At 59.5% G+C, this 13,759-nt stretch carries 17 protein-coding genes; 1 reads left to right on the forward strand and 16 read right to left on the reverse strand.

What is annotated here, in order from left to right; all coding sequences use genetic code 11:
• Positions 1-51 precede the first annotated feature (51 nt).
• The 4 genes from EST62_RS03355 to EST62_RS03370 all read right to left on the reverse strand — a co-directional run bounded on the left by EST62_RS03355 (position 52) and on the right by EST62_RS03370 (position 2,010).
• Positions 52-627: a nuclease-related domain-containing protein gene (locus EST62_RS03355; protein ID WP_129050701.1), complete on the reverse strand. Its 576-nt coding sequence runs from the start codon at positions 625-627 to the stop codon at positions 52-54.
• A gap of 118 nt (positions 628-745) precedes the next feature.
• Positions 746-955, reverse strand: a complete 210-nt coding sequence (locus EST62_RS03360; protein ID WP_129050702.1) for a type II toxin-antitoxin system HicA family toxin — start codon at positions 953-955, stop codon at positions 746-748.
• Positions 939-1,163, reverse strand: a complete 225-nt coding sequence (locus tag EST62_RS03365) for a hypothetical protein (RefSeq protein WP_129050703.1) — start codon at positions 1,161-1,163, stop codon at positions 939-941. The genes EST62_RS03360 and EST62_RS03365 overlap by 17 nt, the downstream gene beginning before the upstream one ends.
• 127 nt (positions 1,164-1,290) lie before the next feature.
• Entirely contained in the window at positions 1,291-2,010 is a 720-nt protein-coding gene (locus tag EST62_RS03370; protein ID WP_167599153.1) for an ABC transporter ATP-binding protein, read from the reverse strand.
• Positions 2,011-2,161: 151 nt separating this feature from the next.
• Between EST62_RS03370 and EST62_RS03375 the strand changes: the two genes are divergently transcribed.
• Positions 2,162-2,629 carry an SET domain-containing protein gene (locus EST62_RS03375; protein ID WP_129050704.1) on the forward strand — a complete coding sequence of 156 codons (468 nt, stop codon included), beginning with the start codon at positions 2,162-2,164 and terminating at the stop codon, positions 2,627-2,629.
• Positions 2,630-2,716: 87 nt separating this feature from the next.
• On the opposite strand, the gene EST62_RS03380 is transcribed toward EST62_RS03375, so the two are convergent.
• The 12 genes from EST62_RS03380 to EST62_RS03435 form a co-directional block, all read right to left on the reverse strand.
• The gene (locus EST62_RS03380; RefSeq protein ID WP_129050737.1) at positions 2,717-3,889 is read right to left on the reverse strand and encodes an iron-containing alcohol dehydrogenase; all 1,173 of its coding nucleotides are present in this window, start codon (positions 3,887-3,889) and stop codon (positions 2,717-2,719) included.
• A 1-nt stretch (position 3,890) separates the two neighbouring features.
• Positions 3,891-4,352: a DUF134 domain-containing protein gene (locus EST62_RS03385; RefSeq protein WP_129050705.1), complete on the reverse strand. Its 462-nt coding sequence runs from the start codon at positions 4,350-4,352 to the stop codon at positions 3,891-3,893.
• Positions 4,353-4,822: 470 nt separating this feature from the next.
• Positions 4,823-5,230, reverse strand: a complete 408-nt coding sequence (locus EST62_RS03390; RefSeq protein WP_129050706.1) for an OsmC family protein — start codon at positions 5,228-5,230, stop codon at positions 4,823-4,825.
• Positions 5,231-5,578: 348 nt separating this feature from the next.
• On the reverse strand, positions 5,579-5,929 hold the full coding sequence (locus EST62_RS03395; protein ID WP_129050707.1) for a hypothetical protein: 351 nt from the start codon (positions 5,927-5,929) through the stop codon (positions 5,579-5,581).
• Between the two features lie 16 nt (positions 5,930-5,945).
• Positions 5,946-6,704: an adenosylcobinamide-GDP ribazoletransferase gene (cobS, locus tag EST62_RS03400; RefSeq protein ID WP_129050708.1), complete on the reverse strand. Its 759-nt coding sequence runs from the start codon at positions 6,702-6,704 to the stop codon at positions 5,946-5,948.
• Complete coding sequence (locus EST62_RS03405; protein ID WP_129050709.1) at positions 6,704-7,591, reverse strand: alpha/beta fold hydrolase; 888 nt, start codon at positions 7,589-7,591, stop codon at positions 6,704-6,706. Before EST62_RS03405 ends, cobS begins: the two co-directional genes overlap by 1 nt.
• A 5-nt stretch (positions 7,592-7,596) precedes the next feature.
• On the reverse strand, positions 7,597-8,658 hold the full coding sequence (gene cobT, locus EST62_RS03410; RefSeq protein ID WP_129050710.1) for a nicotinate-nucleotide--dimethylbenzimidazole phosphoribosyltransferase: 1,062 nt from the start codon (positions 8,656-8,658) through the stop codon (positions 7,597-7,599).
• Positions 8,659-9,106: 448 nt separating this feature from the next.
• Positions 9,107-9,631 carry a bifunctional adenosylcobinamide kinase/adenosylcobinamide-phosphate guanylyltransferase gene (cobU, locus tag EST62_RS03415; RefSeq protein WP_129050711.1) on the reverse strand — a complete coding sequence of 175 codons (525 nt, stop codon included), beginning with the start codon at positions 9,629-9,631 and terminating at the stop codon, positions 9,107-9,109.
• 266 nt (positions 9,632-9,897) lie between these two features.
• Complete coding sequence (cbiR, locus tag EST62_RS03420; RefSeq protein ID WP_129050712.1) at positions 9,898-10,689, reverse strand: cobamide remodeling phosphodiesterase CbiR; 792 nt, start codon at positions 10,687-10,689, stop codon at positions 9,898-9,900.
• A 1-nt stretch (position 10,690) separates the two neighbouring features.
• Positions 10,691-11,986, reverse strand: coding sequence for an ABC transporter ATP-binding protein (locus EST62_RS03425; protein ID WP_129050713.1), 1,296 nt, complete (start codon positions 11,984-11,986; stop codon positions 10,691-10,693).
• The gene (locus EST62_RS03430) at positions 11,970-13,016 is read right to left on the reverse strand and encodes an iron ABC transporter permease (protein ID WP_129050714.1); all 1,047 of its coding nucleotides are present in this window, start codon (positions 13,014-13,016) and stop codon (positions 11,970-11,972) included. The genes EST62_RS03425 and EST62_RS03430 overlap by 17 nt, the downstream gene beginning before the upstream one ends.
• Positions 13,013-13,540, reverse strand: a complete 528-nt coding sequence (locus EST62_RS03435) for a cob(I)yrinic acid a,c-diamide adenosyltransferase (protein ID WP_129050715.1) — start codon at positions 13,538-13,540, stop codon at positions 13,013-13,015. Before EST62_RS03435 ends, EST62_RS03430 begins: the two co-directional genes overlap by 4 nt.
• Positions 13,541-13,759 lie beyond the last annotated feature (219 nt).

Consider the following 13,759-nt stretch of genomic DNA (forward strand, 5'->3'; position numbering starts at 1 on the left):
GCACCCCTTGCTTCCGCTAAGATTTCGACAACAACAGACACCATCAACCAACTAACTCAGCAAACCCGATTCTCCATTTCCAGCTGAGGCAAAACATTCAGACAGTACTGGTTCATGGAAAGATTTTATGTACCTGATATACCCGCCACCGCACGTAACATTTGGTGGCATTGGTGTTTTGAACGTGCTATCCCCCACAAAGACAACAACCGAGTGAATTGCTGATGTCGGGACATTGAGCGCTGCCTCTAATGCTTTTACATGCTTATAGTTCTGACGTAATGGGTTCTGAAATTTGAACGATTGTTTGAAAATCTGCTGTGTCCACTGCGCCTGATTTTCTGCACCAAATATCCACCCCTTTATATTCTTAGTTTCAACTACGAATATCCCAAAAGGACATACAAAAATGTGATCAATCTGAGTGCTGCCATCCGGTGTTGGCAAGGTAACGTTGTGAATGGCATGATATGTTTCAGCCGGAAGACTTAACTTCGCACGGAATTTTACTAAGGCTTCTCCGAAAATCCCCTTGAACCAAGGAGATTTTCGGATACCCAAAACTAATATGAGTGTAATTAACCACCAAAGCTTGAACGCTTCATTGATAAGTGGGAAAAAATCCATTTTCTTCTTTCACCTAATATTTATAGACGCCTGATTCCTGATTTATTCCCATATAAGACATCGTTTATCACACAACAAAGCATCAAATGAAAAACTCCTTCGCTTGAAACGTAGCTCTTCATTTGACACTTCTGAATTCATCGATTGACATACCCAGTATTTTAAGCAATTGCCTTTCAACGCCTTGAGAAATATCTTTTGTTCCATGATTCGGCACTGGAAAAGTGGTTTTACCATCAGAAAAGACAACATGCGAACCTTTCTGGCGAACAATGGCATAGCCCATTTTCAGCAGCTTTCTTTCAATCTCTTTATACTTGAACGGCATATTTTTCTACCGCAGTAGCCAGTTCATTTCTGATAAGCCGCTCATCATTCACCTGCTCGAGGTGGTAATCCATAATCATCTCGACAACGTTCTTCAACTCGATGATGGCGTCTTTTTCCGAGTAGGCGAATGCAAACAGATTCTCATGGCCTTCCACTCTTGCCAGGAAACCATCCCCATCCTTTTCAATTACGATACTGGTTTTCATAACCTCTTTTATCATAAAATTTTAACCGTGCAATGCGCCACATAAACCGCCCCAACTACAGGACTTGGAATAAATAGTAGCGCATAATTCAAAAAGAAACAACCAGCACATCAAAAATTCTCCCCCCTCACCACGACAGCTCCGAAGGCGAAATCTTCTTTGCATTCCGCCGATCCTCGACCACTTCGCCGCTTCGGAGCGTGATGACGCGGTCAGCCATGCCGGAGATCGAGACGTTGTGCGTGATGACGAGCGTCGTAGTGCCAAGTTCGCGGTTGACTTTTTCGATCACTTCGAGCACCAGCTTGCCGGTGCTGTAGTCGAGCGCGCCGGTGGGTTCGTCGCAGAGCAGCAGCTCCGGGCGTTTGGCGACCGCGCGGGCGATGGCCACGCGCTGCTGCTCGCCGCCGGAGAGCTGCGATGGAAAGTGGTTGATGCGGTCGCCGAGGCCAACGAGCCGCAGCGCTTCGTCGGCGGGCATCGGATTTTCGACCAGTTCGGTGACGAGCTGCACGTTTTCGAGCGCCGAGAGACTTGCAATGAGGTTGTAAAACTGGAACACGAAGCCGATCGAGCGACGGCGATAGGCGGTCAACCCCTCCTCGCCCGAAGCGTTGATATCCGCGCCCCGGAAAGTGACCGTGCCGGTATCGGGCACATCGAGGCCGCCGACGATGTTCAGCAGCGTCGATTTGCCGCTGCCCGACGCGCCGAGCAGCACCACGAGCTGGCCCGCGCCGAAATCGAGCGAAATGTCGTGCAGAGCCTTGACCGTCACCTCGCCCATGAGGTAGCTTTTCGACACCCCATCGACCGAGAGAACGGATTGACGCGCTTGATCGATCATCGGCACAAGCATTCAAAAATCATTACGATAAAAACCTCTCCGACTCGAACCGCGCTGCCGAAGAAAACATTCCTGAACGCTCCGGCATCCGCCCGATGGATTCAGCCGTGAGATTCGTATTTTCAGCTTTTTCATCGACAGCCGGAATCGCATGACGCCACTTCTCTTTTTTGTCATAACCATCATCTTCGCCGCCGGAGCGGCAGCCGGAGCTTTTCTTGCCAACACGTTTCGCAACAAGCAGGAGAGAGTCTGCCGAGGGAGCGTGCGCATCGGCCCATCAACGGTCGCCGGACGCGGCGCATTCGCGCTCAAGGCGATCAAGGAGGGGGACATCATCGAGCGCTGCCCGGCGCTCGAAGTGACCGACAAGGACATCGGCGGCGAGCTGCTCAACTACGTCTTTTACGGCAGCGCCGAAGACCGCCGACTCATCGCGATGGGCTACGGCATGATGTTCAACCACTCCTCGACGCCCAACGTCGCCTACTACCGCGAAGACGGCCCCACCGGAACGGAACTGATACTCTACGCCCTGCACAGCATCGCCGAAGGCGAAGAGATGTACTACAACTACGGCGACGACTGGTGGCGCACGCGCGGAGCGACGTGCGAATGATGAATTATGAATTGAAAGAATCAGCTTCCGCGCCTCAACTCTTCCCTCTATCCGACCTATAAGACCTATTCGTCCTATTCTTCACATTCACACCCTCGCCGACAAAATCCGGCGCATCGCGGCTTCGTCGAGCGGAGCGGCGTTGCTCTTGCTGCGGGTGGCGGCGATAATCTCCGCCAAATCGCTTTCGCGGAGGCCGAACTCTCCGAGGCGGGGAAAGGCGAATTGCTGTTGCCACTCTTCGAGCAGCTCGACGAGGCGGTCGCAGTCGTCCGCGACGCTGCCGGTCGCGCGGCCGGTGAGGATGCGGCTGGCGTTGGCGAACTTCTGCAACCCCGCCTCGCCGCCGCCGGATGCGCGGAGCTGGCGGATGTTCTCCCGCGTCGCCTCGGCCAGCAGCGTGGCGCAGAGCGTTCCGTGCGGAATGTCGAACAGGCCGCCGACCGACGAGGCGAAACCGTGCACAATGCCGAGGCCCGCGTTGGTGAGCGCGATGCCCGACATGAGCGCCGCGTAAGCCATGTCGGCCCGGACGGCCACGTCGGGCGCGCCTGCGCCGCAGGCCAGCTCGAAGGAGCGGCTGAAATGCACGAGGCCGCTGCATGAAACCGCGTCGGTATAGGGGCTGGCGAAGGGCGAGAGGTAAGCTTCGAGAAGCTGCGTGAAGGCGTCCATGCCCGACGAAGCGGTCAGCTCCGGCGGCGCGCTCGTCATGAGTTCGGGATCGATGACGGCCTCGTTCGGCACGAAGGCCGCGTGGCGCAGCGAGCGCTTGTAGCCGCCCGGCCCGACGCGGCTGATGACGGCGTTGCTCGTCGCCTCGGTACCCGTGCCGGAGGTGGTCGGCACGGCGATGAAGGGTGCCTTGCGCCCGTCGTGCGGCGTGAAGCCGGGCTGCCCTTCGATAAAGCGCTCGACCGGATCGCGCTGAAGCAGCATGGCTGAGATCGCCTTTCCGGCATCCACGGCGCTGCCGCCGCCGATGGCGACAACGACCTCGAACGGCGTTTGGCGACCGAGCGCCACCGCCTCGTCGATCAGCTCCGGCGACGGCTCGCGCTCGACTTCGAGGCAGGCGACCTCCAGCCCGGCGCGGCGCAGCTCGTCGAGCATTCGCGACGCCACCGGCGAGCGCCGCAACGTCTGCCGCCCCGTGACGAGCAGCATCCGCCGCCCAAACGCGGCGGCAAGCGCCGGAAGCTTCGCGAGCGCACCCGGCCCGAAGTGGATGCGCGGCGTCGGCAGCACCGAAAACTGCATCTCAATCGACACGGCTGTGCCTCCCCTTGCGAATCAGCATTTTGCCGCACTGCGGGCAGTTGGCCGTCCGGCAGGGCACGCCTGGCACGTGCGGCTGTTCGTAACCACAGTGCAGACAGATACAGACGGCGGTCTCCTCCGTCTCGCCGGTCAGGCACAACCCTTCGATCTTTCCCCCCTCGATGCAGATGGTCTTGCCGCCGACCAGGGCGTCGGCCACCTTTTTGCGGGCCGACTTGATGATGCGGCCAAAAGTCTGCCGCGAGACCTTCATCTTTTCGGCAGCATCGGCGTGGTACAGCCCGTCGAGATCGGCCAAGCGCAGCGCCTCGACCTCATCGACCGAGAGCACGACGTTTCGGAGCCGGGAGGGCGGAACGCCTTCGGGCAAAAAGCAGGTAACGCCGGGAAGCTCTTCGACAGCACGGCTGTGAAGCGGTCTGCCGACGCGAGGGTTTTTCATGGGTAGCGGTGTCGTTAATGCAGAAGGTTGTCGAATTGTGGATGCACCGGAACAAGCTGTCTTGAAAGTATCTGAATCGTGACTCGCTGTTTTGCTGTCAGGGACAAGCCGACGCCAAACCGCTCTGTTCCTCCCCCGTCATTGCGAGGAGCATCGCGACGCGGCAATCCATGCGGAGTCAGTGAAGACCATAAAAGATGGATCGCCACGTCCCGAATTGTCGGGACTCGCGATGACGAATGCCCGTCACTTATATTTTGATACACCACAAACGACTCCATCTCTTTTATTACTCCGGCGATTAAACTCTTGACAATTGCCCCGGACTTCAGTCCGGGGTATGCGGATAACGCATAATAAATCTGGGCTTTAGCCCAATCTCTTACTGGATCGGCTTTTGCGATTTATTGTTGCCGAAGTAATAACGTATAACGATCCCGACTCGCCGGAACAATAACTTGCGAAATCCGTCAGCCGCCGACGGTTTCAGTTTTCACCTCGAAGGTCGGAGGCTCCATGAGGTGTTTCTTGACAGCGCAGAGATTGGCTGCGTTGATAACCGCATCCTTGTACTTTTCCGGGAAGCTTGGCGGCAGCTCGATGGTGATGGTGATCTTGCCGATGCCTCGCCCGCCGGGTTTCGGCTCGTGGCTCTGCACAACCCGGATGCCGTCGGTCGGAATGTCGCGGCTCTGGCAGAAAGAGAGGACGTAAATGCCCGCGCAGGTGCCAATCGAGGCGAGGAACAGGGTGAAGGGTTCGGGCGCAGAAGCTTCGCCGCCAGCCATCACCGACTGGTCGGTCGGGATGGTGAATCCCCTGAACTCGGCGTTGACCTTCTTGCCGCCGCCAAACGTTACGATCAAATCGCTGCTCATATCTGTTATACTGAACGTGTTACGGAATACTATTATTTATGCGCCCCCATAATAACCATCTGACGACTGAGAAGCAACGCCCGCCGGAGAGGAGAGTTCCGAACCCAATCCCAAAATCGAAATCGAAATTACATCATGCCTGACTTTAGGCGGATTACCTGTAAGTGTCAAGTCAATACCAAACCACCTTATGCACCCCCTGTCATTGCGAGGAGCATAGCGACGTGGCAATCCATGCGGAATCAGTGACGGCAGTTAAAGATTGATCGCCACGTCCCGACTTGTCGAAACTCGCGATGACCAGTCTCCGTCATTTTTACCAGTAGCTTGTCCTGAACTGTTCGTCGATCACTCTGTCAACCACCCTATGGTGATTCCCTTTTCATCTTGACGTCTGGCGATTCTGATGAATCCATGCCTGTCATGCTCGAATCTCAGTCTTACGGTTCGTTCTGATTCATCCTCCCATCGAACATAGCCCTCATCCAATAACGCACGCAAATTCAGTCGATAATTACCGATGAAGTACTTGCAGCCATCTCTACCTGTTTTCCAGGACAGGTGAAGTGTAAAGGGGTCATCATCAATTTTGACAACTCCATGATGGTGATTGCCATTATCATCATTTCCAACCCACTGATGCTTCGCATCCGCATCATCGCAAATACGGACAACCGAAGAGATGCTGTTTCCAGTCATAGATGATTCTCCATCTTTATTGAAAAAACGGAAACCGCAACGACATCACGGCGGCGAACCAGACGAACGTTTCGGTCAGCTCGCTGCATGCGCCGAGCACGTCGCCGGTGACGCCGCCGATTTTGCGGCGGCTCATAAGGCCGAGGGCGAGCGTTGACGCAGCGGCGCTCGCCAAGAGGAAGAGCGCCCGCGGCCAGCCGAAGCCGACCGGATAGAGAAGAAAGACGAATGCCGAAGCGGCGGCGACCACGAGATGCGGCCACCCCGCGCCTTCGACGAAGGCGGTCGCCGTGCCGCCCTCGGCCCGCGCGTAGGGCAACCGTGCGGCGAGCACCACCTGCCCCGTGCGGGCGAGCACTACGCCAGCGATCATCGTGCCGAAAGCGCCGTACCGCACGAGTTCGACGAGGCAGACAAATTTGAAAAGCATCACGAAAATGAGCGCCAGCGAGCCGAAGGAGCCAACGTTGGGATCTTTCATGATCCGCAGCGCCGCCTCGCGATTGCGTCCGCCGAAAAAGCCGTCCGCCAGATCGGCGAGGCCGTCGGCGTGAATCCCTCTGGTGAGAACGATGCCGCCGCCAAGCGCGAAGAGCGCCGCCATTTCGTACCAACCGGCGAGCACCCCGACGCGAGCGAGCAGCACTTCGAGTGTGCCGATGACGAGGCCGACGAGCGGAAACCAGTAGAGCGAATCGCTGAAGCGCTCGGCCTCCCGGCCCGGCACAGGCAACGCCGTCAACGTGCGGAGCGCCGTCACGAGGCCGCCCGCCATCAGGCGAGCCTCCCGACGAAAGCCCGCACCCCTTCGACGAACTCGCGCGGCTTCTCCTCCTGCGGCAGGTGGGCGCAGTCGGCAATCACGAGCAGCTCCGACTTCGGCAGCTCACGCCCGAGGCGCAAGCTCTCCTCGGTTTTCACCGTCAGGTCGTGCTCGCCCGTCACGACGAGCGACGGCGTCGAGACCGCAGCCACGCGCTTGTCGAAATGGAGGCGATGCGTTTCGAGGAACAGCTCCCAGAATCCATGCGACCAGTCGCCCACCATCAGGTCGCCCCTGAACGCGGCGAGCGTCTCGCCGGACAGGCGCGACTTGACGTGCCAGAATCCCCGGATGTTCTTGTCGTAGAGTTTGGTAATGATCTTTTTCATGAGCCGCGAAAAGAGCGGCGTCATCGCCTTCATGAAGGGCTTCATCACGGTGGGAACCTCGCTGTTGGCGTAGCCGCTGTAGATCATCGCGCCGACGAGCACGAGGCCCTGCACGCGGGCGGGATGGCGCAGCGCCGTCAGGAGCGCCAGTGTGCCGCCGGTGGAGTTGCCGACGAGCACGGCGCGGTCGATGCCGAGCCTGTCCATCAGCGCCACGACGAGGTCGCACTGCGCTTCGGGGCTGTAGCGCGCCTCGTTCTTGCGCGACGGCACGGGCCGCGAGGTCAGCCCGAAAGCCGGGCGGTCGAACGCCAGCACAGTTGCGTTCTCGGCGAGCGGTTTGGCGACGTCGCGCCACGAGCGGATGCTCAGGAAGCTGCCGTGCAGCAGGACGATGAAGGGCGGCTTGCCGCTGCCATAGATTTTATAGTGCACCCGGAAGCCATTGCAATCGATGAACTTGCTGTCGCTGTCGGCGCGTTGTTTTTGTATGTCGAGAAAAGGGTCCATGTTCTTCAGTCGTTTTTGCCGGAAACTCCTGCCGAACTGAAGGTAGCCATTTCGTTGCAGATTTTCACAGACGCTTCGATCACCTGCATCGCCATCGCCGCGCCGGTTCCCTCGCCGAGCCGCAGGTCGAGGTCGAGGATCGGCCTCGCGCCGAGCTTCTGCATCACCGCACGGTGGCCCTGCTCGTTGGAGAGGTGGCTGAAAAAGAGGTAGTCGCTCACCTTGCACGAGAGCTTCATGGCGCACACCGCCGCCGAGCTGGAGATGAAGCCATCGACCACCACCGGCACTCCGACCGACGCCGCGCCGAGAATCAGGCCGCAAATGCCCGCAATCTCGAAGCCGCCCAGCGCCGCCAGCACTTCGAGCGGCGTGGTGAGACTCTTGCGGTTGACCTCGATTGACCGCTCGATCACCGCGATCTTGTGGCGCAGCCGCTCGTCGTCGATGCCCGTGCCGCGCCCGGTGATCGCTTCGACCGGCAGGTCGAGCAAGGTGGCGTAGAGCGCCGTGGCGGGCGTGGTGTTGGCGATGCCCATCTCGCCCGTGGCGAGGAGTTCGTACCCCTGCGAGTGCGCCTCGATGGCAAGTTCCGCGCCCGCCATGATCGCCTGAAGCGTCTCGTCAAGGCTCATCGCCGGGCCGTGCGCCATGTTCGCCGAGCCGTGCTTCACCTTGCAGCGGCGCAGCATCGGGTGCTCCGCGAAGTCGTGATTGACACCCATATCGACCACTTCGAGATCGGCCCCGGCATTGCGCGACAGCACGTTGATGGCCGCCCCACCGCCGAGCATGTTGTAAACCATCTGCGGCGTCACTTCGGCGGGAAACGCCGACACTCCCTCGGCAGCCACGCCATGATCCCCCGCGAAGCAGAAGACTTTCTTTTTCGACAGCGACGGCTTCGTCGTGCCGGTCGCGATGCAATATTTCATAGCAATCTCTTCGAGCCGCCCCAGGCTCCCCTGCGGTTTGGTGAGATCGTCAAGATGCGCCTGAACTGCGCCCGTGAGGGACATATCGACAGGCTTGATGGAGGCAAGAAGCTGCTGGAATCGGTCGGTCATGGATGGTACTGATGTTAAATGCGGTGACGAAAAATATTGACAGTTGGATGCTGTGTCGGAAACACATTAATTATTACTTTGGCGACAATGAATGCTCTTCGATTTTCGGTGTTTGGAATCCCTAATCCCCCCTGCCCCCCTTTTCTAAAGGGGGGCAGGGGGGATTTCTATTTTGTCCCCCATTTGCTAAAGATGGGAATTTCTATTTTGTCCCCCATTTGCTAAAGATGGGAATTTCAATTTTGACTCCCCTTTTTGCTCAAGGGAAAATTTTCAATTTTGCCCCCCCTCTTGCTAAAGAGAGGATTTCAATTTTGATCCCCACTTTACGAAAGGGGGAGGGTTCAATTTTGTCCCCCCTTTGGCAAAGGGGGGATTAAGGGGGGATTTCCCTGACTCCTTTATTTCTTTCCTGTCGTTCACAACCTTGGACTAAAGCGCAAACAGATCAGCTCCGCTGTTTGAGAACAAGCGGCAAACCGCTGCAGAGCAGGTAGGCTTGCGTGGCGCGTTCGGCGACTTTGCGATTGAGCGTTCCGGCCAGGTCGCGGAACTCGCGGGCCATCGCGTTTTCCGGCACGATGCCCATGCCGACTTCATTCGAGACGAGAATGATGTCGCATGGCGGCGTTTCGAGCACGTCGAGCAGGGCGTCGATCCGTTCGCCGATTGCCGCCTCGTTGCCGAGATGGTGCATCAAGTTGCCGAGCCACACGGTCAGGCAATCGAGCAGCACCACTCCCGTGCCTTCGGGAAGATTGCGGATGGCGCGGTCGATGAAGAGCGGCTCCTCGACGGTCACGAACTGCCCCTCGCGCTCCTCGCGATGCTTGTCGATGCGCCGCTGCATTTCGCAATCGAAGGCCTCGGCGGTGGCCAGAAACACCCGCCGCTCGTAAGGCTCCGCGAGCCGAAGCGCATAACTGCTCTTCCCGCTCCGCGCCCCGCCAGTCACATAAATTATTTCAGGCATGATGGCTGATTTTCATAGTGGAGATTCATTGTGTTCCCTGGGAGCGCCAAGCGCCTGCTTGGCAATGGAACCGGAGGCTCCAGATAGTTTGGATTTCAAAGTTTTGTTGCATCGCAAAACAACGTCAATCTGAAGTGATTACGAGATATCATCGCGAAAAAGATGCCGAGCAGGCGCTCGGCGCTCCCAGGAAAAGCAAGAGAAAAAAACATCATCTATGCTTTTGAAACAGCCCTCTGCGCAACCATATCCAGCAACAGCTCCTCTCATCCCCGAAACCACTCCAGCGTCTCGACCGACGACAGAAAATCCGCCTCCGAGAAAATCTCCAGCGTGAACACCTTCGGCTCCCCTTCCGCTTTTCGCAAGGCTTCGACCACCATGTCGAGCGCTTTCGGGTTCATGTACGCGAGCGAGTTGTGGTCGCGACCATCGGTCGTGCCGTGCATGTGCAGTACTTTTGTGCGCGAGAGATAGCGGTCGAGGTAGTCGGCGGTCGGGAAGCCGTAGTATTCGAGATGGCCCACGTCGAGCGTCACCGAAAAGCCGAACGTTTCGACCACCGGCCAGACGATCTCGAAGGGGTAGTTCAGGTTCTCGGCGCAGAACATCTCCGGCGGATGGCCGCAGCCGTCGAGCAGCATCCGCGCCGAATCGCCGAGGCTTTCGACGAAAATCTGCCGCTCCTCGTCGAAAAATGCGTTGATGTCAACACCCTTGCCCGCCTCGAAGTGCATCACGAAGGCCGATTTCGGCAGCGCTTCGGTAAGGTCGATGATCCTCCGGCACTTGCCGACCGAGCGCTCGCGCTCATCCCGGAACGGGCTGCCGAGATAGACGTCGAGCGGCAGGTGCACCGAGTAGGTGAGGCCGTGCTCCCCGGCCAGTTCGACCAGCTCCCGGATCACCTCCGGCGACGGCAGGTTGCTGAACTCGTCCGACTCGAAGAGCACCAGCTCGATGTCTTCGACCTTGCCCGCGAGGTAGCGCACGTTGGGCAGAATGTCGTCCGGGATGATGTAGGAGGAGGTGCCGAGCCTGAACGGGTACTGCTTCATTTCAATGCTGCGTCTCTGGTTGCGGCCAGGTCTGTTCGACTTGGGCCATGAGTTCATGAATGTTCGACCACTCCACCGCCCCGCCGTCGCAGAGTTCGCGGGCTTTGGCCGCCGCCGCTTTGCCGGGGGTGTAGTCCCGCGAGGCGATGCCTGCGGCCAGCCACACCGGCTTGCCCGCTTTCAGCGCCAGTTCGGCGAGATCGAGGTTGACGAGGTTGCCGGGGCCGAAGGGCACGAGACCCGCGACGACGCCGTCCGCCGCTTCGACCATGCGCCGCGCCTGCGCAAGCGCCTCGCCGCCAACCGGCGAAAAGGGTTGTTCGAGCACGGCGGGAATGTCGAGGGCGCGGGCGGCCTCCGAATCGGAGTCGAGCCGGTTGAGCACCCCGGCGCTCAGGTCGAACCCCTCGATCAGCAGCCGCCGGAACAGCTCGATGCCCGATCCACCGCCGCTGATGACGTGCAGCCGCTTCCGCACCGGCGGGCGGCGCAGGGCCGCGTCGAGCACGCCGCTCACCACCGGATTGCCGCTGAAGGGATCGCGCCGCACACGCAGATCGCAGTCATAGACGCGCCGGAGCAACTCCTCCTCCATCACCTCGCCCGGCGAACCGTTACGCACCAGCCGCCCCTTGTCGATGAGCATCAAGCGGTCGGCGATCTGCGCGGCGAGATTGAGGTCGTGGCTCACGAGCAACACCGTAATCTTCTCTTCGCGGTTAATGTTCATCAGGATGCGCAGCACCTCCTGGCTGTGGTTGATGTCGAGGTGCGCGATCGACTCGTCGAGCATGATGATGCGCGGCTCCTGGGCGAGCGCCATCGCCAGCGCCGTGCGCTGCTGCTCCCCGGCACTGAGCTGGTTGAAGAGGCGATCCTTGAGGTCGAGCACGTTGGTGTAAATCATCGCCCGCTCGGCGCTGTCGTGATCGGCGGCGTCCGGCCCGCCCCACCGCCCGCGTACGCTGCGCCCGATCATGACGATCTCGCCGACCGTAAAGGCCATCGGCGATTCGAGCTTCTGCGGCACCACGCCGATGAGCGCGGCCCGCTCACGCGGTTTGAGCGACGAGACCTCGCGCCCGAACAGCTCCACCCGCCCTTCGAGCGGTCTCACGAGGCCGGTGGCGGTCTTGAGCATGGTGCTCTTGCCAGAGCCGTTCGGGCCGATCAGCGAGACGAACTCCCCCTCGGCGATCTCGAAATCGACCTCGCGCAGCACCGTGCGCCCCTTGTATCCGGCGGTGACGCCCCGGAAGGCGAGGGCGGGCTTCAGGCGGTCAGTCGGTCCAGGCATACTTCATTTTTTTGCGCAGCACGATGAGGAAAAAGGGGCCGCCCGCCAGCGCCGTGACGACGCCGACCGGAATCTCGACCGGAGCCATGATGGTGCGCGCCAAGGCGTCGCAGAGCACGAGGAACGCCCCGCCGCCGATGGCCGAGGCGGGAATCAGCCAGCGGTGGTCGGGGCCGAAAATCGAGCGCATGACGTGCGGCACGATCAGGCCGACAAAGCCGATCATGCCGCCCATCGAAACCGCCGTGGCCGCGAGCAGCGTCGAGAGCAGCAGGCTCGAAATGGTGACGAACCCGGCGTCGAGGCCCTGGTAGTGCGCCATTTCGCGTCCGAGCGTCAGCACGTTCAGCGCCGGAGCGAAGAGCCACAGACCGACAATCGCCGCCAGAATGAAGGCGAGCGACACGAACTGCTCCGCCCAGGAGGCTGGCTGAAGGTTGCCGAGCATCCACCAGACAACGGTGTGCATCCCCTCGATGTCGGCGGTCGAAACGAGGAACATGATGACGCTCGAACAGATGGCGCTGACGATCACACCGCTCAGGATCAGGCTGTAAACCGACGGCACACCCCCCTGATTGGCGATGGCATAGACCACGAGCAGCGTCAAAAGGGCGAAGGCGAAGGCGGTCAGCGGCAGGCCAATCGCGCCGATGAACGCTCCGCCGACCAGGATGCTCAACGCCGCGCCAAGTCCCGCGCCGCCGCTCACGCCGAGCACGTAGGGTTCGGCGAGCGGATTGCGCAGGATCGCCTGGAACACCGTGCCGGAGGTCGAGAGCGCCGCGCCGACGAGCATCCCCATGAAGAAGCGCCCAAGCCGCAGGTCGAGAATCGCCCGGCCCGAAACGCTCGCCGTGTCTGGCAGGCCGACGCCCGACGGGCCGAGCATCGCCGACACCGCGAAGAGCAGCGGCAAGGCGGCGACAAGCAGGAGCGCCCGGCGGCGGTTCTTCGGCGAACCGTTGAACGGAGCGGGTCGGCAGCCGTCGCCGCATCTGGATGTGGAGCCTCCTTTCGTCAGGCTCACTCCTCCACTCCGGCCTGCGAAAGCAGACCCTGCTCGTAGCCATGCTTGACCATGCGCATCTCGGTCACAGTGTCGGCGAGATCGATGAGCGCCTGCGGCGCGTTGCGCCCGGTGAGCACGATGATTTTGTCGCTGGCATCGACAATCGCCTCGATGAGCGGTTCGAGCGGAATGATCTCCTTCGACAGCGCGAAGCACACCTCGTCGAGCAGCACGAAGCCGTACTCGTCCGAGGCCAGCGCCTCAAGCGCCTCCTCGAAGCCGAACTCCGCCGCCTGTTTGTGCTTCTCCATCATCGGGCTGTCGGGATTGGTCGGCAGGAACCCCTTGCCGTAGTGATCCCACTCGACCTCCTCGAAGCGCGTAAAGAAGAGCACCTCGCCAACCCCCTCCTGCGCCTTGACGAACTGGATGACCCGCGTCTTCATGCCGTGGCCGAGCGCACGGGCGAGCATTCCGAACGCCGCCGTGCTCTTGCCCTTGCCATTGCCGGTAAAGAGGAGAACCCTTTTCTGCTGTTTCATGATTAGATTGATTATAGAGTTATTGCTTCGGTAACAAGAGCTAACAAAATGCACCGAAAGAAGAGATTGGGCTAAAGCCCCTTGATTTTGTTTTATCTCTAAACCCCGGACTAAAGTCCGGGGCAATTGTTTAAGAACTTCAATCGCCGGATCAATACGGACACTTTTGAGGACACCTCTTCAAAGAACAAAAACCCACTCTTGCATTTAGGCGGGTTT

The organism is Chlorobaculum sp. 24CR, assembly GCF_004118635.1.
GTDB lineage: Bacteria > Bacteroidota > Chlorobiia > Chlorobiales > Chlorobiaceae > Chlorobaculum.